Origin of the sequence: Bradyrhizobium algeriense, from assembly GCF_003062295.1 — a bacterium.
In the GTDB taxonomy this organism is placed as follows: Bacteria; Pseudomonadota; Alphaproteobacteria; order Rhizobiales; family Xanthobacteraceae; genus Bradyrhizobium; species Bradyrhizobium algeriense.
The window spans coordinates 141,595-167,391 of sequence record NZ_PYCN01000017.1 but is presented as its reverse complement, the minus strand read 5'-3'; the positions used below and the strand labels follow the sequence as shown (position 1 = coordinate 167,391).

The following is a 25,797-nucleotide window of genomic DNA, read 5'->3' as shown; positions in this document are numbered from 1 at the left end:
ACAGCTTTGAAACCGCGAAAAACGAGTTCGGGCTCGATCACAACGAGAGCAGATCCTGGCATGGCTGGCACCGTCACGTGTCCCTGGTGATGCTTGCCTTCGCCATGATGGCCGCGATCCGACATCGAGCTAACCCGCCACCGCCCAAAAAAACAAAACGGCGCCCCACGGCAAAAGCCAAAACACAACCACGGCGCCGCTGATCCGTTGGTCAATCCAGGAAATCCGCCGCATTGCCATCAGACTCGCTCGAAACCGTATTCAACCCGCACACATCATCGCATGGTCATTCTGGCGTAGAGCTCATCAGGCGGCCGCTCAGCGCGCGCACGTCAAAACAAAAAGGCAACTGTAATGCTAGGCCTCGCGGAAGCAAATCTCTCCCGCCGTGGCCGGCGACAACGGTTTTGTTCCCCGATCGCTGGGCCGCGCGATAGGTTAATTCTCTGCATCGGTAGGCCGTGGACGGCCCCATGCTTCCAACGTAATAGCAGCACGGAAATTGCTTCCTATTTGAGCGATGACGGCCGGGCGGCCGCGCGAGAAAACTGGGAAATGCCGGTGCTGGACAGTGCCAATATTGTCGTCATCAGCGGACTGCTGATCGGTCTCGTCTATGGATCGGTCGGCCTGCTGAGCGGATTTTGCCTGCTCAGCAGTCTGCGGGGCTTTTGGGCGGAAGGCGATGGCCGGCTGGTGCGGACCTATGCGCTGGCGATCGGCGTTGCCGTTGCCGGTACGCAATTGCTGGCGGCGGCAGGCCTCGCCGATATCGGCAAATCGATCTATCTGCAACCATCTTTCTCCGCGCCGGTGATGTTCTTCGGCGGCCTCTTGTTCGGCTACGGCATGGTGCTGTCGAACGGCTGCGGATCGCGCGCGCTGGTGCTGCTCGGGCGCGGCAATCTCCGTTCGTTCGTGGTGGTGGTCGTGCTGGCGATCTTCGCCCAGATGACGCTGAAGGGCCTGATCGCGCCGGCGCGCATCGCGATGGTCGGCGCATCGCAGACCACGGCCACGGCAAACTCGGTGCCCGCGCTGCTCGCGGCGGCAGGCTTGAGCGCAACGGCCGCGCGGATGCTGGCGGCCTCGATCATCTCGGCGGCGTTGATCATCTTCGCCTTTGTGCACCCTGCGTTCCGGCGCTCGCCGGGCCAGATCGCCGCGGGTCTCGCGGTCGGCCTGCTGGTGGCGGCCGGCTGGTTCGCGACCGGCTATCTCGGCGCCGACGATTTCAATCCGACGCCGGTGACCTCGCTCACCTTCATCGCGCCGATCGCGGACGCACTTCAATATGTCATGCTGTCGACGGGATCGACGCTGAATTTCGGCATCGTCACGGTGTTCGGCGTGCTTGCCGGCAGCCTCGTCACGGCGCTGCTGACCGGCCGCTTTCAGCTTGAGGGCTTTCAATCGCCGCGCCACATGCTGCGATCCGGCGGCGGCGCGGCGTTGATGGGCGCGGGCGGTGTGATGGCGTTCGGTTGCTCGATCGGGCAGGGGCTGACGGGATTTTCCACGCTGGCGCTGGCGTCGCTGATTGCCTTCGCCGGTATTTTGGTGGGCACCGCTGCCGGCCTGCGCGGCGCGCTCCGCGTCCGCCCGCTGGCGGCGGCCTAGTCGGCGGCCTTCGTCACGATCCGCACCTCCGACGTCAACGTCCGATGCACCGGACACTTGTCGGCAATCTCCATCAACCGCTTGCGCTGATCGGTATCGAGCGCGCCTTCGATTGAGATGACACGATCGATCTGGTCCAGCATGCCCTCGCGGGTTTCGCATTCGGCGCAATCCTCTGCGTGAACCTTGCTGTGCTTCAGCGTCACGGTGACGCGATCGAGCGGCAGCGACTTGCGGTCGGCATACATCCGCATCGTCATCGAGGTGCAGGCGCCCAGGCCCGCCAGCACGAAATCATAGGGCCCGGGTCCGCTATCCTGGCCGCCGGCGGCAACCGGTTCATCCGCCAGCATCTGGTGCGGGCCTGTTGTCACGGTCTGCTGGAACTTGCTGTTGCGGGTCTCGCGCACCACGACCTTGCGGGGCGCCTCGCTCGCGGCAGCGGCGGGCTGCGCGGCGGCGGGCTCGATATAGCGCTCAGCCCATGCGGCGATAACGTCGGCGACATAGGCGGCGTCGCGCTTGCCGCTCAACAGATGGTCGGCGCCTGACAGCGAAACAAAGCTCTTGGGATGTTTGGCCGCGACGAAGATCTTCGTTGCATTGTCGATCCCGACGGTGTCGTCAGTCGGCGACTGCATGATCAGCAGCGCCTTGTGCAGCTTCGCGACATGCGCCATCAGGCCATGCTCGGCGATATCGTCGAGGAACTCGCGCTTGATGTGGAACGGCCGGCCGGCGAGCTGGACCTGCACCGTGCCGTGCTTGCGGATGTCCTCGATGCGATCTCCAAAGAGATGGGTGACGTGTGCGGGATCGGCGGGCGCGGCGATCGTCACGACCGCTTTCGCATCCGGAATCCTTTCTGCGGCAGCGAGGATCGCGGCGCCGCCGAGGCTGTGTCCAATCAGAATCGCAGGCGTCCCGCGCGTTTCACGCAGATGGTCGGCGGCGCGGACAAGATCGGCGACGTTGGAAGTGAAGGTCGAATTTGCAAATTCGCCCTCGCTGGAGCCGAGCCCGGTAAAGTCGAAACGCAATACCGCAATCCCCTTGGCGGCCAGCGCGGTCGCGATGCGTTTCGCGGCCAGCACGTCCTTGCCGCAGGTGAAGCAATGCGCGAACAGCGCGTAGGCCTGCACCGGTCCATCCGGTGTATCCAGCGCAGCGGCAAGCTGATGGCCGCCTTGGCCGGTGAATTGGAAGCGTTCAGTCGGCACGGGCGTTCTCCCCAGTCAAGTGTTGCGGCTTAGTCTCCGGAATATCTCTGCTCAGCCCACGGGTCACCGCGGTTGTGATAGCCGCGCACTTCCCAATAGCCCGGCGCATCCTCTGCCAGAAATTCGATGCTCTGCAGCCACTTCGCGCTTTTCCAGAAATAGAGATGCGGCACCACGAGTCGCACCGGGCCGCCATGCTCCAGTTCAAGCGGCGCGCCCGACCAGCTATGGACGAGGATGGCGTCCGCGGCGGCGAAATCCTCCAGCGTCAGATTGGTGGTGTAGCCGTCATGCGAATGCAGCACCACGAACCGCGCCTCCTCGCGCGGCCGGCAGGCATCGAGGAGATCGCGGGTTGCCAGCCCCTCCCAGTGATTGTCGTAGCGCGACCAGGTGGTGACGCAGTGAATGTCTGATATGAACTTGCTCTGCGGCTGCGCGGAAAATTGCGCGAAATCCCAGAACAGCGGATTTTCGACCGTGCCGTAAACATCGAGCCGCCAGCGCTCGCGTGAAATGTTCGGGGTCAGTCCGAGATCGAGCGTCGGCCAATCCTTCGTGAGGTGCTGGCCCGGCGGCAGCCGCGCCTCTTCGGGCCGCGAAATCTTGCCGGTGAGGAATTTTCCCTCGCGCGCCCAGCGCGCCTTGCTGCGCGTCAGCTTGCTTTCTGGCGGCGGCTCGTTCTCGTCGACCATATCGGAACCGGTCACTCGTGGCGATGCATTGCGGAGGCATGCTTGGTGTCGCGCATCGTCGCATAGATGGTGAGCGAGAGGAAGATCATGCCGCTAAGATAATAATAGAACCAGTCCTCATGCCCCAGCGTCTTGAAATAGAGCGCGATCGCCGGAGCGGTGCCGCCGAACAGCGATACCGTGATGGCGTAGGGCAGGCCGACGCCGAGCGCGCGGACATTGGTCGGGAATAATTCGGCTTTTACCACCGCGTTGATCGAGGTGTAGCCGGCAACGAAGATCCAGGCGGCGCAGATCAGCAGAAAGGCCGTGAACGGCGACCCGGCTTCCTTCAGCGTGGTCAGGATCGGGACCGTCGCCAGCGTGCCGGCGAGCCCGAAGAAAATCAGCAGCGGCTTGCGGCCGATGCGGTCGGAGAGGCCGCCATAGATCGGCTGCAACAGGGTTGCAAAGATCAGCGAGCCGAAGATCACGAACGTGGTTTGGTCCTCGGTCAAGCCGACGGACAGCTTGACGAAGGTCTGCATGTAGGTGGTGAACGTATAGAACGCGGCGGTACCTCCGGCGGTGAGGCCGACCACCAGCAGCAGCTCGCGCGGATATTTTAGAAGTCCGCGGATGGAGCCGGTTGGTTTTGTCAGCTTTTTGGCTTCCTCGAACGCCTCGGTCTCGTGCAAGTTACGCCGCATGACGGCGGCGAAGATCGCGAGCAGGGCGCCGATCACGAAGGGGATTCGCCAGCCCCACTCCTTCAGTTCTTCCGGGGTGAGAAACACCTTCTGCAGCAGGAGCAACACCATGATCGCGGTGAGCTGGCCGCCGATCAGGGTGACATACTGAAAGCTTGAATAGAATCCGCGGTGCCTGGGGTCGGCGACTTCGGTCAGGTAGGTCGCGCTGGCGCCGTATTCGCCGCCGAGGCTCAAGCCCTCGATGATGCGCGCCAGCGCCAGGATGGCGGGAGCGGCAATCCCGATCGTGGCGTAGGTCGGCGTCACCGCGATGATCAGCGAACCGAAGCACATGCAGATCACCGAGAGCGTCAGCGACAATCGCCTCCCATAGCGGTCGGCGATGAACCCGAACAGCCAGCCGCCGAGCGGACGCATCAGGAAGGTTGCAGCGAACAACACTGCGGCGTCGAGCTGCTGCACCACCGGATCGCTGTTCGGAAAGAACGCCGGCGCGAAATACAGCGCGAACGCGGTGTACGCGTAGAAATCATACCATTCGACGAGATTGCCGATCGAGCCGATGAAGATCGCCTTGATCCGCCGTTTCACGTCCTTGATGTCTAAATGATCGTCGGCAGATTTGATGGCTTGATCCGTCATGGCGATCTCCACGGGCGATTGCGATCCCTTTATTCCGGATCGGTTCGCCTCTTTGACCAGCACTGCTAACGGTCGCGGGCCGCGCCCGGTTCCTTCCGATGGACGCGAGGAGTTGGTGCCTGCGCGCGGCCGATCATAGACCGTTCAAATAATCTTTAATTCGGCGCCCGCGGATCGATCGGGGTCGTGCCGCGCATGCCGAGAATATCCTCAAGCACCTTGGCCCCCGCCAGCAACTGCGCTTCACCGCGCGGTGGCGCCACCACCTGCAGCCCGACCGGCAGGCCGGAGGCGGTGAATCCGCACGGCAGCGACAGCGCAGGACAACACACCAGCGTGATCGCATAGACGATGCCGAGCCATTCGACGTAATTGTCGAACTTCTTGCCGGCGCATTCGGCGACGTAGCGGTTCTCGACCGGGAAGGGCGGTACGATCGTGGCGGGCGCGAGCAATAGATCGTATTTGTCGAAAAATTCCAGCGTGCGCGCGGTCATGGCGACGCGCTGTGCTTCGGCGCGTTCGAGCTGCTCGACCGTCAGCTTCAGGCCTTCCTCGATGTTCCAGATCACCTCGGGCTTGAGCAGGTCGCGCTTCGAGCGCAACAGCGCCGCCTTTGACAGCGCAAAATCGAACGCGCGCAGCACGTGGAAACATTCATGAGCCTCGCGCAGGTCGGGATGGGCCTCCTCGACGATGGCGCCCACTTCCGCAAAACGCTGCGCGGCCTTGCGGGTGACGGCCGCGACCTCGGGATCGACCGGCGTGATGCCGAGATCGGGCGAATAGGCGATGCGCTTCGGCTTGCTGCCGGAACGCGCGGCGGACAGAAACGAATTCGGCAGCACCGGCAACGAGAGGGGATCCGCGGGATGCTCGCCGCTCATGGCATCGAGCAGCAGCGCCAAGTCCTCCACATTGCGCGCCATCGGACCCTGAACGCCGAGATTGCGATCGATCGCCGCCGCCAAGGTATGCGCGACGCGGCCGATGCTCGGCCGCAATCCGACGATGCCGCAGAAGCTCGCGGGGTTGCGCAAGCTACCGCCCATGTCGGAGCCGTGCGCCAGCCATGCGGTGCCGGTGGCGAGCGCCACTGCCGCACCGCCCGAGGAGCCGGCGGCGGAGCGTGACGTGTCCCAGGGATTGCGGGTCGGGCCGAACACTTCGTTGAAGGTGTTGGCGCCGGCGCCGAATTCCGGCGTGTTCGACTTGGCGTAGATCACTCCGCCATTGCTTTCGAGATGCTCGACCAGGATATCCGACTTCGCCGGGATATTATCCCTGTAGATCGGCGAACCCTGCGTGGTCAGGACGCCGGCGACACTGGTCAGGTCCTTGATCGGGATCGGAAGGCCGGCGAGCAGCCCGCGTTCGCTGGCCGGCTTCTTCATCAGCGCGGTCGCGTGCTTGCGGGCGCGATCGAAGCACAGCGTCGGCAGCGCGTTGACTTTGCCGTCGACTTCGGCGATGCGTTTTTCCAGCACGTCGAGCAGGTCGAGTGGGGTAACTTCGCCCGATTTCAGTTTGCCGACGACGGCACACGCCGTCTCACGCACCAGCCCCTGATCAGCCACTTCGCAGTCTCCGTTCGTTTCCGTTTCTTGATCGCAGGTGGTGCTGTAGAACATTTTTTGGCAAAGTGGAAACGCACCAGAGTCGTAGCCGACTGGAGATATCTGCATGACGACATTGTTTTCCGCGCTGGACTGGCGCGCGATGAGCCAGGAGGCGCGCGACCTCGGCCTTAATAATGCCGTCGCCGCGCCCGGCAGCATGGAGATGGTCGCCGGCTGGGAGCAGCGCTCCGCCGCGATGCGCAAGCGTTTCCCCGGGCATCTCGACCTGCGCTATGGCCCGCGCGAGCGCAACCGGATCGATTTCCTGAAGGCCGCCGACAACGCGCCGACGCTGCTGTTCATTCACGGCGGCTACTGGCAGGCGCGGGCCAAGGAAGTCTTCACCGTCGTTACCGAAGGTCCGATGGCGCATGGCATCAATGTCGCGCTGATCGGCTATACGCTGGCGCCGGAGGCTGCGCTGGACGAAATCGTCGCCGAAATCTACGCCGGCATTGATTTCCTCACCGGGCAATTGCCTGCGCTGGGTGCCGCGGCCGGAGGCATCGTGGTTTCCGGCTGGTCCGCCGGCGGGCATCTTACCTCGATGGTGCTGTCGCATCCGAAGGTGAGGGCAGGCATGGCCATATCAGGCATCTACGACCTCGAGCCGATCCGCCACAGCTACCTCAACGAAAAGCTGAGAGCCGATGAGGCAACCTCTCGCCGCAACTCGCCGATGATGCAGGAAGGCGGTCCGCCAAAACCGCTGTCGCTGGTGGTCGGCAGCGCCGAGCTGCCGCTATTGCGCAAGCAGACCGCAGACTTCGCCGGCCACCGTGCCAGATACGGCTTGCCGGTGACGTATGAGGAAATTCCGGGTGCGAACCATTTCACCATCATGCACGAAATGATGTCGCCGAGGGGACGGATCACGACGCTGGTCCGGCAATTGTTCGAGCGAACGACCGGCCAGAATTAGCCGCACTGACGCCTGTCCGACCCTCATGGCGAGGAATTGCAATACTGACAAGGATGGATCAGACAGGACGCTTCACCGTCCAACGCTCCTGGGCAGTGGCATCCGTCCATGCGGTGCCTGGTAGGAGTAGCGTAATCCAGGTCTCGGCGAGCTTGCCGCCCTCGATCCGGTAGCTTTGCATCCCCGCCCGGCTGCGGCGCTCGCCAGTTGTGGGATCAGGCCACACGAACGAGAAGCGAAACCACGCACGGTCATCTGTGAATGAGTGATCGTACACGACGACGCGGGTGCCCGGTCGCTCCTTGTGGATAGCTGCGAGTTCCGCCGCGTAGGTCTCCCGCGTCACCGTCCGGTCGCCCTTTTCGTCATGCCGGATGTAGTGCGATCCGACGCAACTCGGGATCAGATCGTATTGGCCTTCATGCCAAACTCGCTCCCACCGGTCGAATAGGCCGCGTACAGCCTCAGACATCGACGAAGCTCCTTCCTGTTACGCTGTACTCAAAGCAAGACCCAGGCCGCTTACTCCTTGCCCTTGTTTTCGTCCCCTTGTGGCCCATCCTTCGAGACGCCGCGCAATTGCGCGGCTCCTCGGCATGAGGTCGAGTAGGTGGCCCCGCGGGTTACCACCCCGCCGTATACCCACCATCCACCGTGTAGATCACCCCCGACGTGTACCCAGATCTATCCGACGCCAGGAACGCCATGAGGTCGCCGATCTCGCGCGCATGCGCAGGGCGGCCAAGCGGCATGCCTTTCTGGAATTCCTTGTAGCGGTTCTCGTCGCCGAACTGGTTCTTTGCCCGGGTCTTCAGCAACGTGACGTGGCGGTCAGTACCGACGGGGCCGGGATTGATGCCGACCACGCGGATATTGTCGGCGAGGCTCTTGCCGCCGAGCGCGCGGGTGAACGCCATCAGCGCGGCGTTGCCGGCGCTGCCGCAGATGTAGTTGGCGTCGAACTTTTCACCGGCAGCACCAATGTCGTTGACGATGACGCCGTGCCCACGCGCCTTCATCTGCGCGTAGATTGCGCGGGTGAGGTTGATATAGCCGAACACTTTCAGCTCCCAGGCGTGACGCCAGGTCGCCTCGTCGATCTTGTCGATCGAGCCGCCCGGGATATCGCCAGCATTGTTGACGAGGATGTCGATATCGGCGGCGTCCTTGACGAGCCTTGCAATGTCGTCGGGCTTGCGCAGGTCCACGACATGGGCGGTCGCGCCGATCTGGTGCGCCGAGCGCAGCCGCTCGGCGAGGGCCTTCAACTGCTCGCCGTTGCGGGCGGCCAGCATGACGTCGCAGCCTTCTTCGGCAAAGGCTTCGGCTGCGGCCGCGCCAATGCCCTTGGAGGCGCCGGTAATCAGGACGCGCTTGCCGCGCAGGTGCAGATCCATGGGATTTCTCGCTTCGGTGAGGGAGGCAGGAAGAGGGGGCCGCAAATTGTTAGGCTTGCGGCGCCATGGCGGTCAACATTGCAGTGCAGCGTTGCGCAGGCGGCAGGTTTGGTCCATTGCAAGGCAATCAAATAACCGGCATTAGCCGCCTGACAAGACAACAAGGAAACTCTCGATGAGCGCCACAAAGCAATATCGGATCGCGGTCATTCCCGGTGACGGCATCGGCAAGGAAGTGGTCCCGGAAGGCCTGCGCGTGCTGGAGGCGGCGGCGAAAAAGCACGGTGTGTCCGTTCATTTCGATCATTTCGACTTCGCGTCCTGGGACTATTACGAAAAGCACGGCGAGATGATGCCGGAGGACTGGAAGGCGAAAATCGGCAAGCACGACGCGATCTATTTCGGCGCGGTCGGCTGGCCGGCGAAGATCCCCGATCACATTTCCTTGTGGGGCTCGCTGATAAAATTCCGGCGCGAGTTCGACCAGTACGTCAATCTGCGTCCGGTGCGGCTGATGCCCGGCGTGCCGTCGCCGCTCGCCAACCGCAAGCCCGGCGATATCGATTTCTGGGTGGTGCGCGAAAATACCGAGGGCGAGTATTCTTCCGTCGGCGGCCGCATGTTCCCGGACACCGACCGTGAATTCGTGACGCAGCAGACCGTGATGACGCGCGTCGGCGTCGACCGTATCCTGAAATTTGCTTTCGATCTGGCGCAGTCACGCCCGAAGAAGCATCTGACCTCGGCGACCAAGTCCAACGGCATCTCGATCACGATGCCCTATTGGGACGAGCGCGTGGAGGCGATGGCGAAGAACTATCCCAAAGTGAAGTGGGACAAGTACCACATCGATATCCTCACCGCGAATTTCGTGCTGCATCCCGACTGGTTCGACGTCGTGGTCGGCTCCAATTTGTTCGGCGACATCCTCTCGGACCTGGGCCCCGCTTGCACCGGCACCATCGGCATCGCGCCGTCGGGCAACATCAATCCGGAAGGCAATTTCCCGTCGGTGTTCGAGCCGGTGCACGGCTCGGCGCCCGACATCGCAGGCCAGGGCATCGCCAACCCGATCGGCATGATCTGGTCCGGCGCGATGATGCTGGAGCATCTCGGCGAGAAGCAGGCGGCGGCCTCGATCGTCGGCGCCATCGAACGCACGCTCGGTGAACGGACGCTGCGGACGCGGGACCTCGGCGGCAACGCCGACACGACGGCATGTGGCAAGGCTGTGGCTGACATGGTGGAGTAGGGCACTTCTTCCTTCTCCCCTTGTGGGAGAAGGTGGCGCGCAGCGCCGGATGAGGGGTCTGTCTCCGCGGAGAGAACCCCTCATCCGCCTACGCTTCGCTTCGGCACCTTCTCCCACAAGGGGAGAAGGGACAGCGATCGTCTACGTCAAAATTACACGTACGATCTCCGCGACGGATCGAAAATCGGCGGGTAATCATTCTCATCGAGAAGATCGAGAAACGCGCCGATACCCTCGTTCTTGATCAGGCCGTACTCGCGGTCGGAGATCAGGTTCACGGTCAGTATCTCTATCGCGTCTCCCGCGATCGAAAGTTGCTCCGCGATACGCTGGTCCGGGGTAATGACCGGCGTGAGAAACAGGAATGTTTTGAAGTCCGTGCCCGGCATAGGCGGCTCCGGCATCGGCACCCTGTGTCCGAACCCGAACCAGGTGCTGTCGAGGAGCGGCACCGTGGCGAGCCAGCGCAGCGTGGCGCTGACTTCCGGTGTGGCTTGGCGGACGTACCACATCAGTTCGGCGCGAACCTTCGCCTCTGCCTGATCCGGTACGGCCATGCGATATTCGCTCATGCCATTGGTCAGAAGAACGTAGCCTTCATCCGAACCTTCTTCGCAATCCGGCACGAAATCGCGACCAAAGGCGTGCACGTCGATGCGGCGATCGCTGGCGTCGCTGAACGTATATTCGCGTTCGCCAAGCTCATGCTCGTAGATGGCGAGCCGTTGCAGGTGGGAACCAGCGGGGTCTGCAGGCTTGCCGCGATTGAATAACGGCTTCTTGACCAGTTACAGCATGTGAACCTCATGGGCGGCCGCGGGCCGCGACGCTGTCTGTTGTCGCGAGGCGGCGCCGGTCGGTTCAAACGCGTATCCCCGGTGCTGCTATTTTCCCTTCACGATCCGCCGGCAGTGCTCCCACGCCGCGCGCATCAAGTTCTCGCTCGCCTCCGGCGTGCGGAACGCCGAATGCGCCGACAGCGTCACGTTCTCCAGTTTCGTGAGCGGATGATCCGCCGGCAGCGGCTCGATGTTGAAGACATCCAGGCCGGCATGGCGGATCTGGCCAGACTTCAACGCATCGATCATCGCCTTTTCATCAACGATTGCGCCGCGCGCGGTATTGACCAGGATGACGCCGGGCTTCATGGCCTCGATGCAGGCGGCCGAGATCAGTCCGCGCGTCTCGTCGTTCAACAGCAGATGGATCGAAACGACGTCGCTCTCGGTCAGCAATTCATCGAGATCGACGAACTCGACCTTCGGATGTTTCTTCGGCGACCGGTTCCAGGCGATGACGCGCATGCCTGAGCCGATCGCAATGCGGGCGACCTCGGCGGCGATACCGCCGAAGCCGATCAGGCCCAGCGTCTTGCCCGTCAGCTGCATGCCGTCATCACGCAGCCAGTTGCCGGCGCGGATCCCGCGGTCCATCTTGGCGAGGCCGCGCGCGCCCTCCCACATCAGCGCGACAGCGCATTCCGCCACGGCGGTATCGCCATAGCCCTTGATCAGATGTACTTCGATCCCGAGCCCGGCGAGCTCTTCCGGGTTCATGTAGCTGCGTGCGCCGGTGCCGAGAAACACGACGTGCTTCAAGCCCGTGCACTTCTTCGCGACATCCGTCGGCAGTGCGGTGTGATCGACGATCGCGATCTCGGCGCCATCGAGTATCTGGGGATACTGATCCGAGGTGATGTCGGGGTTCCGGTGGATTACGACCTTGGGATCGCCTGATTTCTCCAGCCGCTCGAAGATCACGGCCAGCGATTCATTGGCGTCGACGAAAACTCCACGCATGGCATTTCCCCAAATTCTATTTATCAGGCTCTATTTATCAGGATGCGACGCCGGCCAGCGCCAGCACGGTATGCATCAGCACATTGGCGCCTGCCGCGCAATCGGCCTGCGTGGCGTCTTCCAGTTCGTTGTGGCTGATGCCGTCCTTGCACGGCACGAACACCATTGCCGCAGGGATCACGGTGTTGAGGTTGCAGGCATCGTGGCCGGCGCCGGAGGTAATGCGGCGATGCGAAAGCCCCAGCATCTTCGCGGCGTTCTCCACCGCGTCTACCAGTTTGGGATCGAAATGCGTCGGCGGCTTGCGCCAGATCAGATCGAACTGGACCTCGACCTTGCGCCGCGCCGCGATTTCGGCAATCGCGGCGCGCAAATCCTTATCCAGCGCATCCATGATGGCGGCATCCGCGCTGCGGCAGTCGACCGTGAAGGCGATCTCGCCGGGAATGACGTTGCGCGAGGGGTTGGCAATCACCGCCTCGCCAACGGTGCCGACGGCCTTGGGGCCGTGCTTCTTCGCGATCGCCTCCATCGCCAGCACGATTTCCGACAGCGTCGCCAACGCGTCGCGCCGCAAAGGCATCGGCGTCGATCCGGCGTGGCTTTCGAAACCGGTGATCTTGCCGTCATACCAGAGCACGCCCTGGCCGGAATCGACCACGCCGATGGTCTTGTTTTCAGCCTCGAGGATCGGCCCCTGTTCGATGTGCAGTTCGACGAACCCGGAGAATTTCTGCGTCCCCACCGGGGTCGCGCCGCGGTAACCGATGCTGTCGAGCGCCTGCGCGACTGTCATGCCCTCGGCATCCTTACGCGACAAAATGTCGTCAGTGGTGAAATCACCGACGTAAGCCGCCGACGCCATCATTGCCGGCGCAAACCGCGAGCCTTCCTCATTGGTCCAGTTGCAGATGCAGATCGGCGTCTCGGTTTCGATCCCGGCATCGTTGAGCGTACGGACCACCTCCAGCGCGGCCAACGTGCCGAGCACGCCGTCATATTTGCCGCCGGTCGGCTGCGTGTCGAGGTGGGAGCCGAGGCCGATCGGAGCCTTCGACATGTCGCGGCCCTTGCGCAGGCCGAACATCGAACCCAGCGCATCGACATGGACTTCCAGCCCCGCGGCCTCGCAACGCGCGCGGAACCAGTCGCGCACCTGCTTATCCTCAGGCCCCAGCGTCAGCCGCCGCACGCCGCCTTTCGGGGTGGCGCCGAATTTGGCGGTTTCGTGAATCGTGTCCCAAAGGCGGGCGGAATCGATTTGCAGGTTGGAGGTGATTTTTGTCATTGACCGTTCCGAAGTTCAGACGATACGCGAGCCGCGCTTTTTCAATGACGCGCCTCGCGCGGCGCGTCAACAATGACGCCGCCGCGCGCAAGGCTGGCGGCGAGTTCGACCACGCGCTCCACCGCGACCGTGTCGGGGGAGGCGAGCCAGCTTGCCGAGAATGTCAGCGGGGCCAGCTGCAGATTGGTCGACAACAATTGCAACCGCCCGTCTGCCATGTCGCCCTCGACAATCGCGGTAGGTATCAGGGCGATGCCGAGGCCTTCGATCGCCATGTGGATGACGGTTGCGAGCGAGGCGCTGGCATGCAGGCGTATCGGCGGCAGATCAGGGCGGTTGAACAGGGAGCGCACGATCTCATAGGGCTGGGTCCGGCGCGAAAAGGTGATGATCGGAAATTTCGCCAGATCGTGCAGGGTCAGCGCCTGCTTGCCGAGGCCGAGCGACGGGCTCGCCAGAAAGCCCACGGAATAATCGCACAGCGGCCGATTGTTGACCATCGGCGCCGTCAGCGGCCCGAGCACGAAAGCGAGTTCGATTTCCTGCGCGAGCAGCCGGTTGCGCAGGTTCGAGGTGATGTCGACCTCGATCTCGAGCGAGAGGTTCGGGTAGGCGTGATTGACGCTCTTGATGAGCTGCGGCAGCCAGGTGTGAACGATGGTTTCGGCGACGCCAAGCCGCAGCACGCCGCGCATCGCCGAGCGGTCGCCGACCACCGCCAGCATTTCCGAACGCAGCCCGATCAGCTTCTCGGCATAGACCATCAATTGGCGCCCGCTCGGCGTCGGCAGCACCATGCGGCGGTCGCGCTGCAGGAGTTTTACACCCACCTCGCGTTCGAGCTGGGCGATCCGTTGCGAGATTGCGGGCTGGGTGGTGTTGAGCTTTTGCGCCGCGCCGCGGAAGCTGCCGAGCGTCACTACCCACATGAAAGTCTCAATTGCCTTGAAATCAGTCATGCACCCTCTGGTCGCAGGTTGATAATTTGGATTTATCTAACTTGATTAAAAAAGACGATTAGACATTATCATAGCCATATGCGGGAGTAGATGTCGACAAGAATGGAAGCGGGGACAACGATGACCGGCTTGGCGAGGACGGAAACACGCGGTCACGATACGGCGGATTTATCGCCGAGCGTCGCGGCCCGGCATGCCTGCCGCAGCGGCATGGCCCATCACACGGCGGGCGTCGCCAACGGCTTCGTCCAGGGCAATCTCGCCATCCTGCCGGAAAAATTCGCGGGCGCTTTTCATCGCTTCTGCCAGCTCAATCCCAAACCGTGCCCGATCATCGGCATGTCCGAGGTCGGCGATCCCCGCATTCCCGCCCTCGGCATCGACCTCGACATCCGCACCGACCTGCCGCGCTATCGCGTGTGGCGCGACGGCGAAATCGTGGAGGAGCCGACCGACATCATGGCGCACTGGCGCGACGATCTCGTCGCCTTCGTGCTCGGCTGCTCGTTCTCCTTCGAGGAGGCGCTGCTGGAGGAAGGTCTGCCGATCCGCCATATCGAGCGCGATGTGCGCGTGCCGATGTTCCGCACCAATATCGCCTGCAGCCCCGCGGGTCCGTTTGCCGGTCCGATGGTGGTGACGATGCGGCCGTTCAAGCCCGCGGACGCGATCCGCGCGGTGCAGATCACTTCGCGCTTCCCCTCGGTGCACGGTGCGCCGGTTCATATCGGTCTTCCCGAGTCGATCGGCATCGCCGACCTCGCCAAACCCGACTACGGCGATCCGGTGCCGGTCGAGGCGGACGAAATTCCGGTGTTCTGGGCGTGCGGCGTGACCCCGCAATCTGTCATCCAGGCCGCGAAGGTGCCGTTTGCGATTACGCATGCGCCCGGATTGATGCTTGTGACCGATCTCAGGAACAAAGCGCTTGCCGTGCTTTGATGCAGTTCCTGCTGATCATTGAGGCTTTACCGTAACCTTCGCCCGTTTCATCGATAGTCGCCATCCAACAAAGGATATCGCCATGAATATCACGCGCCGAAACGTACTGCTTGGAGCCACTGCTGCCGCAGCGCTCGGCCCGATCGCCGCCCGTGCCCAAACTTCCGAAGTGGTGATCGGCGTGATCTATCCGTTCTCCGGCGCCAGCGCCCAGATGGGTGTCGATGCCCAGAAGTCGTACGAGACCGCGCTCGACATCATCAACAAGAATCACGATTTCGATCTGCCGCTGGCAAAGGGCGAGGGGTTGCCCGGCCTCGGCGGCGCCAAGATCCGCCTCGTATTCGCCGACCACCAGGCCGATCCGCAGAAGGGCCGTGCCGAGACCGAGCGCCTGATCACGCAGGAGAAGGTCTGCGCCGTCATCGGCACCTATCAGAGCTCGGTCGCGGTGACCGTCAGCCAGGTCTGCGAGCGCTACCAGATCCCGTTCATCTCGGCCGACAATTCCTCGCCGAGTCTGCACAAGCGCGGTCTCAAGTTCTATTTCCGCGCAGCGCCACATGACGAAATGTTCTCGGCCGCGATGTTCAATTTCTTCGACGCCATGAAGAAGAAGGGCACCAAGATCGACACGCTGTCGTTGTTCCACGAAGACACCATCTTCGGCACCGATTCCGCCAACACCCAGATCAAGCTGGCTGGCGATCGCGGCTACAAGATCGTCACGGACATCAAGTATCGCTCCAATTCTCCCTCATTGTCGGCGGAAGTGCAGCAGCTCAAGACGGCGAACGCCGACGTGCTGATGCCCTCGAGCTACACCACCGACGGCATCCTGCTGGTCAAGACCATGGCCGAGCTCGGCTACAAGCCGAACGCGATCGTCGCCCAGAACGCCGGCTTCTCCGAGAAGGCGCTGTATGATGCGGTCGGCGACAAGCTCGAAGGCGTGATCTCGCGCGGCAGCTTCTCGCTCGACCTCGCGGCCAAGCGGCCGATGGTCGGCAAGATCAACGCCATGTTCAAGGAAAAGTCGGGCAAGGATTTTAACGACCTCACGTCGCGGCAGTTCATGGGCCTCCTGGTGATGGCGGAAGCCATCAACCGCGCCAAATCGACTGACGGCGAGAAGATCCGCGAGGCGCTGGTCGCGACCGACATCCCGGGCGAGCAGACCATCATGCCGTGGAAGCGCGTCAAGTTCGACGAGCTGGGCCAGAACAACGACGCCGATCCGGTGCTGCTGCAATATATCGGCGGCAAGTTCGTCACCATCTTCCCGCCGCAGGCCGCGATTGCCGAAGCCGTCTGGCCGATGAAGTAGGCCTGATAACGCGGGGGCGGGGGACGGGACATGAGAGTCGAGATCATTCAGAGGCTGCTTCGCTCCGTCATTGCGAGCGAAGCGAAGCAATCCATCTTTCCTCACGAAGAAAGAATGGATTGCTTCGTCGCTTCGCTCCTCGCAATGACGGACCCTCTCGATGGCGCGTGGGCCACGGAGCGACTTCCATGACCGCCGAAACCATCATCCAGAGCCTGGCGAGCGGCCTCCTCATGGGACTGCTCTACGGTCTCATCGCCGTCGGGCTCGCGCTGATCTTCGGCCTGATGGACGTCGTGAACTTCGCCCATGGCGAATTCCTGATGATCGCGATGTACGCGACGTTCTTCCTGTTCGCATTCTTCGCGATCGACCCGTTGCTGTCGGCGCCGCTGGTCGCGGCGGCACTGTTCGTGTTCGGCGCCGTGGTCTATCTATTGATCGTGCGCTTTGCCGTGCGCGCCAAGGCCAACGCCGGCATGGTGCAGATCTTCTCCACCTTCGGCCTCGCCATCGTCATGCGCGGCCTGGCGCAGTACTTCTTCACGCCGGACTATCGCAGCGTCACGCATTCTTGGCTCGGCGGCAAGACCGTCTCGGTCGCCGGCATCTTCCTGCCGGTGCCGCAACTGGTGGGCGCCCTGGTCGCGATCACAGCATTCGGCGCGCTCTATCTCTTCATCAACCGCACTGACTTTGGCCGCGCGCTCGAAGCGACCCGCGAGGACGCCGGCGCCGTGGCGCTGGTCGGCATCGACAAGAACAAGGTGTTTGCGCTGGGTTGGGGCCTGGGCGCGGCGCTGGTGGGGCTATCAGGCGCGATCATGGCGATCTTCTTCTACATCTATCCGGATGTGGGCGCTTCATTCGCGCTGATCGCCTATGTGACGGTGGCGCTCGGCGGTTTCGGCAGCGTGTTCGGCGCCTTCGCCGGCGGCATCATCGTCGGCCTCGTCGAGGCCACGACCGCGTTGCTGCTGCCGCCTTCGCTCAAGGCGGTCGGCATCTATGCGGTCTATCTCCTTGTCGTCTTCATCCGGCCGCGCGGCCTGTTCGGATCGATGTGATGGATAGCGCTTTCGCAGAACGCCGCCGCCGCGACCTCGTCGTCGCATGTGTTCTCGCCGCGATCGCAGCCGTCGTGCCGCTGTTCGTCAAGGACGTGTACGTCCAGAACATGATGGTGCTGACGCTGATGTGGGGCGCGCTGTCGCAGAGCTGGAACATTCTTTCCGGCTATTGCGGACAGATCTCGCTCGGCCACGCGCTCTATTTCGGGCTTGGCGCCTACACCACCGCGCTGCTGTTCACCAAATTCGGCGTGCTGCCGTGGTTCGGCATGCTCGGCGGCGGCGTGATCTCCGCGCTGATTGCGATGGCGCTCGGCTACCCCTGTTTCCGGCTGCGCGGACATTACTTCGTCATCGCCACCATCGTCATCGCCGAGATCGGGCTATTGCTGTTTCACAACTGGGATTGGGCTGGTGCTGCAATGGGCATCGAGATTCCCGTGCGCGGCGACAGCTGGCTGAAATTCCAGTTCCCACGCAGCAAGCTGCCATACTTCTACTTCGCGCTGGCGCTGGCCTGCGTCGCCTGGTTCGTCACCTGGTGGCTGGAAAATTCCAAATGGGGTTTTTGGTGGCGCGCGGTAAAGGACAACCCGGAGGCGGCTGAAAGCCTCGGCGTCGTCGTGTTCAATTCCAAGATGGGTGCGGCGGCGGTCTCGGCGTTCCTGGTCGCGGTCGGCGGCAGCTTCTATGCGCAGTTCGTCTCCTATATCGATCCCGAGAGCATCATGGGCTTTCAGCTCTCGCTGCTGATGGCCTTGCCGGCCGTGTTAGGGGGCATCGGTACGCTGTGGGGTCCGATGCTGGGCGCGGTCATCCTGATCCCGCTCACGGAATTGACGCGTTCCTACATGGGTGGCTCCGGCCGTGGTGTCGACCTGATCGTCTATGGCGGCCTGATCATCGCGATTTCGCTGGCGCGGCCGCAGGGGCTGATCGGCCTGTTCTCGTTCAAACGTAAGGAGGCGGCCCGATGACGACGCCTCTTCTGGAAACCCGAGGCGTCTGGCAGCGTTTTGGCGGCCTGGTTGCCAACAGCGACGTCTCGATCTCGGTCGGGCGCGGCGAAATCGTCGGCCTGATCGGCCCGAACGGCGCCGGCAAGTCGACGCTGTTCAACCTGATCGCGGGCGTACTGCCGCCGACCCAAGGCTCGATCATCTTCGACGGTCAGGACGTCACCGCGTTGCCGGCGGCGGAACGCTGTCAGCGCGGAATCGGCCGCACGTTTCAGGTCGTGAAGAGTTTTGAGACCATGACTGTCATCGACAACGTCATCGTCGGGGCGCTGGTCCGCACCACCGTGATGCGCGATGCCCGCCGCAAGGCGCATGAGGTGCTGGAATTTTGTGGCCTCGGCCCGCGCGCCAATGTGCTGGCCAGCGATCTGGTCCCGTCTGAAAAGCGCCGGCTCGAGGTGGCTCGCGCGCTGGCGACCGAGCCGAAACTGTTGCTACTCGACGAAGTTCTGACGGGGCTGACGCCGGTCGAGGCGAAAACCGGCGTCGAACTGGTGCGCAAGGTGCGCGACACCGGCGTCACCGTGCTGATGGTCGAGCATGTCATGGAAATCGTGATGCCGCTGGTCGATCGCGCCATCGTGCTCGATCTCGGCAAGGTGCTGGTCGAGGGCAAGCCTGCCGACGTCGTTCGTGATCCGAAGGTCATCACCGCCTATCTGGGGGATCGCCATGCTGTCAGTGCATGAAGTCACCACCGCCTATCAAGGCCTGGTCGCGATCTCGGCAGTCAGCGTCGAAGTGGCAAAAGGCGAGATCGTCTGCGTCGCCGGCGCCAACGGGGCCGGCAAGTCGACGCTGTTGAAATCGATCGCCGGCGCGGAACGCCCGCGCTCCGGCACCGTGTCGTTCGACGGCGCGCGGATCGACGGCATGGCCCAGCACATCATCACCTCGCGCGGCATCGCCTACGTGCCGGAAAACCGAAGGCTGTTTCCGCGCCTGTCGGTGCGCGACAATTTGCGGCTCGGCAGCTACCTCTATCGCGGTCAGGCTGATCGCGAAACGCCGCTCGATCTCGTGTTCAAGCTGTTTCCGCGCCTGCAGGAGCGGCTGGAGCAGCGCGCCGAAACGCTAAGCGGCGGCGAGCAGCAGATGCTGGCCATCGGCCGCGCGCTGATGACGCGGCCGCGGCTCTTGATGCTGGACGAGCCGTCGCAGGGCATCATGCCAAAGCTGGTCGACGAAATCTTTCAGGCTGTGAAACGCATCCGCGACGCGGGGATGACCGTGCTGATTGTCGAGCAGCGCATGTCGGAATGTCTCGAAATCGCCGACCGCGCCTACATCCTGCAGACGGGGCGCGTGCTCATGCAGGGCAGCGCTGCAGACATCCGCGTCAATCCGGATGTGAGGAAGGCGTATCTGGGGCTGTAGTTGGGCGAGGTCAATCTCGTAGCCCGGATGGAGCGCAGCGAAATCCGGGGCCAGCGTACGGTTTGTCTCCCCGGATTTGCGCTGCGCTCCATCCGGGCTACGCTAATCGCGATCAGCGTATCAGTCGTGCCCATGCTCCGGTAGCACTAGTCCAAACACCTTCGTCAAATCCTTCACCTGCTCCGGCGAGAGATACCGCGGGTTCAGCCCGCGCAGCAGCAGATAGAGCTTCGCCGTTTCTTCCAGTTCCTCGATCGCGAACACCGCAGCTTCCAGCGTGTCCCCAGATACCACCGGCCCGTGATTGGCGAGCAGCACGGAGGAGTATTTTCCGGCCAGCCCCTTGATCGCGTCGGCGACAGCCGGATCGCCGGGACGATAATACGGCACCAGCGCGGTCTGGCCGCATTTCATCAGGTAGTAGGGCGTCATCGGCGGCAGCGCGGCGCGGGGGTCGATCTCCGGCAGCATCGACAATGCCACCGAGTGGGTCGAATGCAGATGCACGACCGCGCGCGCAGCGCCGCGAGTCTGGTAGAGCGCGGTGTGCAGCGGCACTTCCTTGGTCGGCGCGTCGCCGGAAACCAGCCGTCCGTCGGGCCCGAGCCGTGACATCCGCGCCGGGTCGAGCGAGCCCAGCGAGGCGTTGGTCGGCGTCACCAGCCAGCCGCCATCGTCGAGTTTCACGCTGATGTTCCCCGAGGAGCCTGGCGTCAGCCCGCGCTCGAACAGCGAGCGGCCGAGGCGGCAGATTTCCTCCCGGATTTTTGTTTCGCTCATGAACCGACCCCGTTTGACGCCTTTTCCCACGCTTTGGCAGCGCGGCCAAGCCGTGATACCCAGAGGCAAAGCCGCCGGCCAGATCGCAGCCAAAATGAAACATTGAGGGACCGCCGCATGCCAGAATCCGCAAAACCGCGCGTTGCCGTCATCGGGCTGGGCTCGATGGGGTACGGCATGGCGACCTCGCTGCGCCGCGCCGGCCTCGAAGTGACCGGCTGCGACGTCTCGGCGGACTCCGTGGCACGGTTCGTGGCTGACGGCGGGAAGGGTGCCGCGACGCCAGCGGAAGCCGCCAAGGCCGCTGACGTCGTCGTCAGCGTGGTCGTCAACGCAACCCAGACCGAGACCATCCTGTTCGGCGCCAATGGCGTCGCCGAAACCCTTGGCAAGGGCGCGGTATTCGTCTCCTCCGCCACCATGGACCCCGACGTCGCGCGGCGGCTCGCCAAACAGTTGGAAGCCACCGGGCGGCACTACCTCGACGCGCCGATTTCCGGCGGCGCGCAGCGGGCGGCGCAGGGCGAACTCACCGTTTTGGCCTCAGGCAGCCCGGCCGCCTTTGCCAAAGCCCGACCGGCACTCGATGCGATGGCCGCAAAACTTTACGAGCTCGGCGATGACGCCGGCCAGGGCGCCGCGTTCAAGATGATCAACCAGTTGCTGGCCGGCGTGCACATCGCCGCCGCATCGGAAGCCATCGCATTCGCTGCCAAGCAGGGCCTCGACATCCGAAAGGTCTACGAGGTGATCACGGCATCCGCCGGCAATTCCTGGATGTTCGAGAACCGCATGCCGCATGTGCTCGACGGCGATTATACGCCGCGCAGCGCGGTCGAAATTTTCGTCAAAGACCTCGGCATCATTCAGGACATGGCGCGCTCGCAAAAATTCCCGGTGCCGGTCGCCGCTGCCGCGCTACAGATGTTTTTGATGACGGCCGCATCAGGCATGGGCCGCGACGACGACGCCTCGGTGGCGCGGATGTATGCCCGCGTCACCGGCACGCATCTGCCCGGCGAACCGAAATAGCAGCAAGATCAAGAAGGGGACGCTCGATGCCGCATTTTGCCGCCAATCTCTCCATGATGTTCACCGACGTGCCGTTCCTCGACCGCTTCGAGGCGGCGGCGAAAGCGGGCTTCACCGCCGTCGAATTCCTGTTCCCTTACGACCATCCGGCCGAAGCCGTCGGCGACGCCCTGAAGCGCAACGGCCTGACGCAGGCGCTGTTCAATCTGCCGCCGGGCAATTGGGACGCCGGCGAAAAGGGCTTTGCGGCGCTGCCGGAGCGTTTTGACGATCTGAAGCGAAGCCTTGAGACGGCGCTTCCTTACGCGAAGGCGACCGGTGTCAAGCGGCTGCATCTGATGGCCGGCATCGCCAATCGCACCGAACCGAAAGCCGTCGAGCAGTTTTATAAATCGGTGACGTGGGCCGCGGAGTTCTTCGCAGCCCACAGCCTCGACGTCGTGATCGAGCCGATCAATGCCCGCAACGTGCCGGGCTACTTTCTCAACGATTTTGGCTTCGCGCGCGACCTGATCACCGAACTTAAGATTCCAAATCTAAAACTGCAGTTCGACATCTATCACTGCCAGATCATTCATGGCGACGTCACCATGCGGCTGCGCGAGATGATGCCGATCACAGGCCACGTCCAGATCGCCAGCATTCCCTCGCGCAACGAACCCGACGGCGAGGAACTGAACTATCCATTCCTGTTCACTGAACTCGACCGGCTCGGCTATGGCGGCTTCGTCGGCTGCGAATACAACCCGCGCGGCAAGACCACCGATGGCCTCGCCTGGTTCAAGCCCTATGCCGGAGTAAAGCCGTGAAATTGTCTCTGGGCTGCATCGCCGACGACTACACCGGAGCCTCCGATCTCGCCAACACGCTGACCCGTCAGGGTCTGCGCACGGTGCAGACCATCGGGGTGCCGTCGGACGACCTCGCGCTGCCGGAGGTCGACGCGGTCGTGGTGTCGCTCAAGAGCCGCTCGATCGAGGCTGATGTTGCGGTTGATCGTTCCCGCGCCGCCGAAAAATGGCTGCGCGACCGCGGCGCCGGCCACGTGCTGTTCAAGATCTGCTCGACCTTCGATTCCACCGACGCCGGCAATATCGGTCCCGTGATGGATGCGCTGCGCGCCGATTCCGGCGACGCCATCGTTTTGGTGACGCCGGCCTTCCCGGAAACCGGCCGCACCGTCTATCAGGGCAACCTGTTCGTCGGTTCCGTGCCGCTGAACGAAAGTCCGCTGAAGGACCATCCGCTCAACCCGATGCACGATTCCAATCTGGTGCGGGTGCTGGCGCGCCAGAGCCAAACCAAAGTCGGGCTGGTCGACCTCGCCACGCTTTCGCGCGGCGCGGACGCCGTTCGCGAGCGTCTTGCCGATCTGGCTGGGAAGGGCATCGGCGCAGCGATCATCGACGCCGTGTTCGACCGCGATCTGGAGACCATCGGCGCCGTCGCGTTGGATCACCGCCTGTCGGTCGGCGCATCCGGCATCGGGCTCGGCCTGGCCCGGTCGCTGGTCGCTTCCGGTAAGGTCAAATCGGCTTCGGCTGGCGCGGCGTCCGGCGCGCCGGTCGGCGGGCCGGCGGCGTGCCTGGCCGGGAGTTGCTCGCAGGCGACGCTGGCCCAGATCGCCAATGCCGAAAAGACCATGGCCGTGCTGCATCTCGATCCCGAACAGATCATCGCCGGACCCGGCGAGGTGCGTCGCGCGCTGGCCTGGGCTGCCGACCGAATCACCAACGGTCCGATCCTGATCGCCAGCAGCTCGACGCCGGACCAGGTTGCAGCTCTGCAATCCCGGCATGGCCGCGATGCAGCCGGACATGCCATCGAGCAGGCGATGGCGGACATCGCGGAAGGTTTGGTGCGCTCAGGCGTGCGTCGGCTGGTGGTCGCCGGTGGTGAAACTTCGGGCGCCGTCGTCGATCGCCTGGGCATTCCCGGATTCCTCGTAGGCGAAGAAATCGCTGCAGGAGTGCCGGTTCTGCGCGCCGTCGGCGCCGACAAGGGCGAAATGCTGCTTGCGCTGAAATCGGGCAATTTCGGCGGCACGGAATTTTTCTCCGATGCGCTGAAGCTGATGCGCTGATCGCTGCGCCGGCCTTCACGGGGCCGGTGCGGTCTGGCGCCTACGTATTTTTACCCCGACGTCGTTAACTCAACCTGAGGACGTGCCGGGTTTTATTTCTGTAACGGCATCCTTTTGCCTCCCCCGACTTTCTCCGCCTCGTCACGTTTGGCGTGTCCCGTCGCGCCCAAAACCAAGAGATTCCCGCCATGCTCGCACGCTATTCGATCCGCACCAAGATCATCACTGTCGTTGCCTTCCTGCTCGTCGCGATGACGGGCATGGGTCTGCTGGCGGTCAGGAACATGCGGGCCATCAATGCCAACACGGTGGACATCTCGACGAGCTGGCTGCCCAGCGTCCGCGTGCTCGGAGACCTGCGCGCCGGCGTCGTCACCTACCGCAACGTGATCCGCGAGCACATGCTGTCCGAGACGCTGGAAGAAAAGCTGGCGATGGAGAAGACGCTGGCGACTGTTACCGAGTCCAACACCAAGATCCGTGCGGCCTATGAGCCGATGATTACGTCGCCGGAAGAGCGCGCGCTTTATAACGAATGGGTCAGGTTGTGGGAGCGCTACAAGAAGGGCACCGAGGAGGTCATGGCGCTGTCGCGCAAGGCGGCCGGCCAGATGCCGACGGAAGCGCACGACCTGAACACGACCACCGTGAACAAGATCGGGCTCGAGGCCGACGCAGTCCTTAAGAAGGATATCGACCTCAACAACGCGGGCGGCGACAAAGCGGCGCAGGAGGCTGCCGACAATTATACATTCGCCTTCATGATGCTCGCGACCATCCTGGGTGTGGCCATCGTCGCCGGTATCGCCGTCAGCTACTATCTGGTTCGCGACGTTTCCAGCGGCATTGCCTCGATCGTCACGCCGATGCAGGCGCTGGGCAAAGGCGATCTGAGCGCGGACGTGCCGCATCAGGGCGAAAAGACCGAAATCGGCGTCATGGCGGACACCTTGCAGGTATTCAAGCAGGCGCTGATTGCCAAGAAGGCCGCTGACGAAGCTGCGGCGCTCGACGCCGAAGCCAAGATCGAGCGCGGCCGCCGCGTCGACGGCATTACCCGCAATTTTGAAAACGTGATCGGCGAAATCGTGCAGACGGTGTCGTCGGCTTCGACGCAACTCGAGGCCTCCGCCGGCACGCTGTCGGCGACGGCCGAACGGTCGCAGACGCTCACGTCGACGGTGGCGTCGGCTTCCGGGGAAGCGTCTGCCAACGTGCAGTCGGTGGCATCGGCGACCGAAGAGCTTTCCTCCTCGGTCACCGAGATTGGCCGTCAGGTGCAGGAATCGGCGCGGATGGCAACCGAAGCGGTTGGCCAGGCCCGCGTCACCAACGACCGGGTCAGCCAATTGTCCAAGGCGGCGAGCCGTATCGGCGACGTCGTCGAGCTCATCAACACCATCGCCGGCCAGACCAATTTGCTGGCGCTCAACGCCACCATCGAGGCGGCGCGCGCCGGCGACGCCGGCCGCGGGTTTGCCGTCGTGGCGTCGGAAGTGAAGGCGCTCGCGGAGCAGACGGCAAAAGCCACCGGCGAGATCAGCCAGCAGATTGCCGGCATTCAGGGCGCGACCCAGGAGTCGGTCAATGCGATCAAGGATATCAGCGGCACCATTGAACGGCTGGCAGAAATCTCCTCGGCCATCGCGGCTGCCGTGGAAGAGCAGGGCGCGGCGACGCAGGAAATTTCGCGCAACGTGCAGCAGGCCGCCCGCGGAACCCAGCAAGTTTCCTCCAACATCTCCGACGTGCAGCGCGGCGCCAGCGAGACCGGCGCCGCCTCCTCGCAGGTGCTCTCGGCGGCGCAGTCGCTGTCGGGCGACAGCCATCGCCTCAAGCTCGAGGTCGGCCGGTTTCTGGATTCGGTCCGGGCGGCCTGACGGCCGCCGCGCGGCCGGCTTCCGGCGGGGAGCCGGGGCTTGATTCGCGCGATGCGCGAATTTGGTAGGTCTGCAACCCGAGCCGAATTCCGTAAATTCACGCAAGCGGAAATTAACCGGTCCCGGCTAGGCTGCCGGTACTTTTGGGGCCGCGCGCGCAAGGCTGGTCCCGTCGCGGCGCA

General features: G+C 63.4%; 24 protein-coding genes and 1 pseudogene. 14 read left to right on the top strand and 11 right to left on the bottom strand.

Annotated elements, in window-relative coordinates; genetic code table 11:
* Together C7G61_RS27640 and C7G61_RS27635 are read left to right on the top strand one after the other, a co-directional pair.
* Nucleotides 1-203, top strand: a pseudogene (locus C7G61_RS27640) (IS701 family transposase); the annotation flags it as partial.
* 358 nt (nucleotides 204-561) lie between these two features.
* The gene (locus tag C7G61_RS27635; protein ID WP_420836802.1) at nucleotides 562-1,620 is read left to right on the top strand and encodes a YeeE/YedE family protein; all 1,059 of its coding nucleotides are present in this window, start codon (nucleotides 562-564) and stop codon (nucleotides 1,618-1,620) included.
* Here C7G61_RS27635 and C7G61_RS27630 read toward each other — a convergent pair.
* From C7G61_RS27630 to C7G61_RS27615, 4 genes are all read right to left on the bottom strand, one after another.
* Nucleotides 1,617-2,840, bottom strand: a complete 1,224-nt coding sequence (locus C7G61_RS27630) for a bifunctional alpha/beta hydrolase/OsmC family protein (protein WP_108519836.1) — start codon at nucleotides 2,838-2,840, stop codon at nucleotides 1,617-1,619. The two genes, C7G61_RS27635 and C7G61_RS27630, sit on opposite strands and share 4 nt — an antisense overlap.
* A gap of 29 nt (nucleotides 2,841-2,869) precedes the next feature.
* On the bottom strand, nucleotides 2,870-3,535 hold the full coding sequence (locus tag C7G61_RS27625) for a sulfite oxidase-like oxidoreductase (RefSeq protein WP_108519835.1): 666 nt from the start codon (nucleotides 3,533-3,535) through the stop codon (nucleotides 2,870-2,872).
* Between the two features lie 11 nt (nucleotides 3,536-3,546).
* Nucleotides 3,547-4,869: an MFS transporter gene (locus C7G61_RS27620; protein ID WP_108519834.1), complete on the bottom strand. Its 1,323-nt coding sequence runs from the start codon at nucleotides 4,867-4,869 to the stop codon at nucleotides 3,547-3,549.
* 155 nt (nucleotides 4,870-5,024) lie between these two features.
* The gene (locus C7G61_RS27615; RefSeq protein WP_108519853.1) at nucleotides 5,025-6,446 is read right to left on the bottom strand and encodes an amidase; all 1,422 of its coding nucleotides are present in this window, start codon (nucleotides 6,444-6,446) and stop codon (nucleotides 5,025-5,027) included.
* A gap of 106 nt (nucleotides 6,447-6,552) precedes the next feature.
* On the opposite strand from C7G61_RS27615, the gene C7G61_RS27610 reads away from it, so the two are divergent.
* Nucleotides 6,553-7,410 carry an alpha/beta hydrolase gene (locus C7G61_RS27610; RefSeq protein WP_108519833.1) on the top strand — a complete coding sequence of 286 codons (858 nt, stop codon included), beginning with the start codon at nucleotides 6,553-6,555 and terminating at the stop codon, nucleotides 7,408-7,410.
* A gap of 58 nt (nucleotides 7,411-7,468) precedes the next feature.
* Here C7G61_RS27610 and C7G61_RS27605 read toward each other — a convergent pair whose 3' ends face one another.
* Together C7G61_RS27605 and C7G61_RS27600 are read right to left on the bottom strand one after the other, a co-directional pair.
* The gene (locus tag C7G61_RS27605) at nucleotides 7,469-7,882 is read right to left on the bottom strand and encodes a nuclear transport factor 2 family protein (RefSeq protein WP_108519832.1); all 414 of its coding nucleotides are present in this window, start codon (nucleotides 7,880-7,882) and stop codon (nucleotides 7,469-7,471) included.
* A gap of 151 nt (nucleotides 7,883-8,033) precedes the next feature.
* Nucleotides 8,034-8,807, bottom strand: a complete 774-nt coding sequence (locus C7G61_RS27600) for an SDR family oxidoreductase (protein WP_108519831.1) — start codon at nucleotides 8,805-8,807, stop codon at nucleotides 8,034-8,036.
* Nucleotides 8,808-8,982: 175 nt separating this feature from the next.
* Between C7G61_RS27600 and C7G61_RS27595 the strand changes: the two genes are divergently transcribed.
* Nucleotides 8,983-10,059, top strand: a complete 1,077-nt coding sequence (locus C7G61_RS27595; protein WP_108519830.1) for a tartrate dehydrogenase — start codon at nucleotides 8,983-8,985, stop codon at nucleotides 10,057-10,059.
* A gap of 152 nt (nucleotides 10,060-10,211) precedes the next feature.
* Here C7G61_RS27595 and C7G61_RS27590 read toward each other — a convergent pair whose 3' ends face one another.
* From C7G61_RS27590 to C7G61_RS27575, 4 genes are all read right to left on the bottom strand, one after another.
* On the bottom strand, nucleotides 10,212-10,709 hold the full coding sequence (locus tag C7G61_RS27590) for a suppressor of fused domain protein (RefSeq protein ID WP_274542293.1): 498 nt from the start codon (nucleotides 10,707-10,709) through the stop codon (nucleotides 10,212-10,214).
* A gap of 234 nt (nucleotides 10,710-10,943) precedes the next feature.
* The gene (locus tag C7G61_RS27585) at nucleotides 10,944-11,858 is read right to left on the bottom strand and encodes an NAD(P)-dependent oxidoreductase (protein ID WP_108519828.1); all 915 of its coding nucleotides are present in this window, start codon (nucleotides 11,856-11,858) and stop codon (nucleotides 10,944-10,946) included.
* Between the two features lie 37 nt (nucleotides 11,859-11,895).
* Nucleotides 11,896-13,146: a Zn-dependent hydrolase gene (locus C7G61_RS27580; RefSeq protein WP_108519827.1), complete on the bottom strand. Its 1,251-nt coding sequence runs from the start codon at nucleotides 13,144-13,146 to the stop codon at nucleotides 11,896-11,898.
* Nucleotides 13,147-13,187: 41 nt separating this feature from the next.
* Nucleotides 13,188-14,105: a LysR family transcriptional regulator gene (locus C7G61_RS27575; RefSeq protein ID WP_108519826.1), complete on the bottom strand. Its 918-nt coding sequence runs from the start codon at nucleotides 14,103-14,105 to the stop codon at nucleotides 13,188-13,190.
* Nucleotides 14,106-14,225: 120 nt separating this feature from the next.
* Between C7G61_RS27575 and C7G61_RS27570 the strand changes: the two genes are divergently transcribed.
* The 6 genes from C7G61_RS27570 (at nucleotide 14,226) to C7G61_RS27545 (ending at nucleotide 19,840) form a co-directional block, all read left to right on the top strand.
* Complete coding sequence (locus C7G61_RS27570) at nucleotides 14,226-15,047, top strand: putative hydro-lyase (protein ID WP_108519825.1); 822 nt, start codon at nucleotides 14,226-14,228, stop codon at nucleotides 15,045-15,047.
* A gap of 82 nt (nucleotides 15,048-15,129) precedes the next feature.
* Nucleotides 15,130-16,374 (top strand): ABC transporter substrate-binding protein, encoded by a 1,245-nt coding sequence (locus tag C7G61_RS27565; protein ID WP_108519824.1) that lies wholly within the window; start codon nucleotides 15,130-15,132, stop codon nucleotides 16,372-16,374.
* Nucleotides 16,375-16,562: 188 nt separating this feature from the next.
* A complete protein-coding gene (locus tag C7G61_RS27560) occupies nucleotides 16,563-17,441 on the top strand; it encodes a branched-chain amino acid ABC transporter permease (protein WP_108519823.1) in 879 nt (292 codons plus the stop codon).
* Nucleotides 17,441-18,421 (top strand): branched-chain amino acid ABC transporter permease, encoded by a 981-nt coding sequence (locus tag C7G61_RS27555; protein ID WP_108519822.1) that lies wholly within the window; start codon nucleotides 17,441-17,443, stop codon nucleotides 18,419-18,421. Before C7G61_RS27560 ends, C7G61_RS27555 begins: the two co-directional genes overlap by 1 nt.
* Nucleotides 18,418-19,152, top strand: coding sequence for an ABC transporter ATP-binding protein (locus C7G61_RS27550; RefSeq protein ID WP_108519821.1), 735 nt, complete (start codon nucleotides 18,418-18,420; stop codon nucleotides 19,150-19,152). The genes C7G61_RS27555 and C7G61_RS27550 overlap by 4 nt, the downstream gene beginning before the upstream one ends.
* Nucleotides 19,136-19,840, top strand: a complete 705-nt coding sequence (locus C7G61_RS27545; RefSeq protein ID WP_108519820.1) for an ABC transporter ATP-binding protein — start codon at nucleotides 19,136-19,138, stop codon at nucleotides 19,838-19,840. The genes C7G61_RS27550 and C7G61_RS27545 overlap by 17 nt, the downstream gene beginning before the upstream one ends.
* A gap of 120 nt (nucleotides 19,841-19,960) precedes the next feature.
* Here the strand turns inward: C7G61_RS27545 and otnC are convergent, their stop codons facing one another.
* Nucleotides 19,961-20,620, bottom strand: a complete 660-nt coding sequence (otnC, locus tag C7G61_RS27540) for a 3-oxo-tetronate 4-phosphate decarboxylase (protein ID WP_108519819.1) — start codon at nucleotides 20,618-20,620, stop codon at nucleotides 19,961-19,963.
* Nucleotides 20,621-20,653: 33 nt separating this feature from the next.
* On the opposite strand from otnC, the gene ltnD reads away from it, so the two are divergent.
* The 4 genes from ltnD (at nucleotide 20,654) to C7G61_RS27520 (ending at nucleotide 25,615) form a co-directional block, all read left to right on the top strand.
* Nucleotides 20,654-21,652, top strand: a complete 999-nt coding sequence (ltnD, locus tag C7G61_RS27535; protein WP_274542292.1) for an L-threonate dehydrogenase — start codon at nucleotides 20,654-20,656, stop codon at nucleotides 21,650-21,652.
* Between the two features lie 26 nt (nucleotides 21,653-21,678).
* A complete protein-coding gene (gene otnI / locus C7G61_RS27530) occupies nucleotides 21,679-22,461 on the top strand; it encodes a 2-oxo-tetronate isomerase (protein WP_108519818.1) in 783 nt (260 codons plus the stop codon).
* Nucleotides 22,458-23,735, top strand: a complete 1,278-nt coding sequence (gene otnK / locus C7G61_RS27525) for a 3-oxo-tetronate kinase (RefSeq protein WP_108519817.1) — start codon at nucleotides 22,458-22,460, stop codon at nucleotides 23,733-23,735. The genes otnI and otnK overlap by 4 nt, the downstream gene beginning before the upstream one ends.
* Nucleotides 23,736-23,923: 188 nt before the next feature.
* Nucleotides 23,924-25,615, top strand: coding sequence for a methyl-accepting chemotaxis protein (locus C7G61_RS27520; RefSeq protein ID WP_108519816.1), 1,692 nt, complete (start codon nucleotides 23,924-23,926; stop codon nucleotides 25,613-25,615).
* Nucleotides 25,616-25,797: the final 182 nt, after the last annotated feature.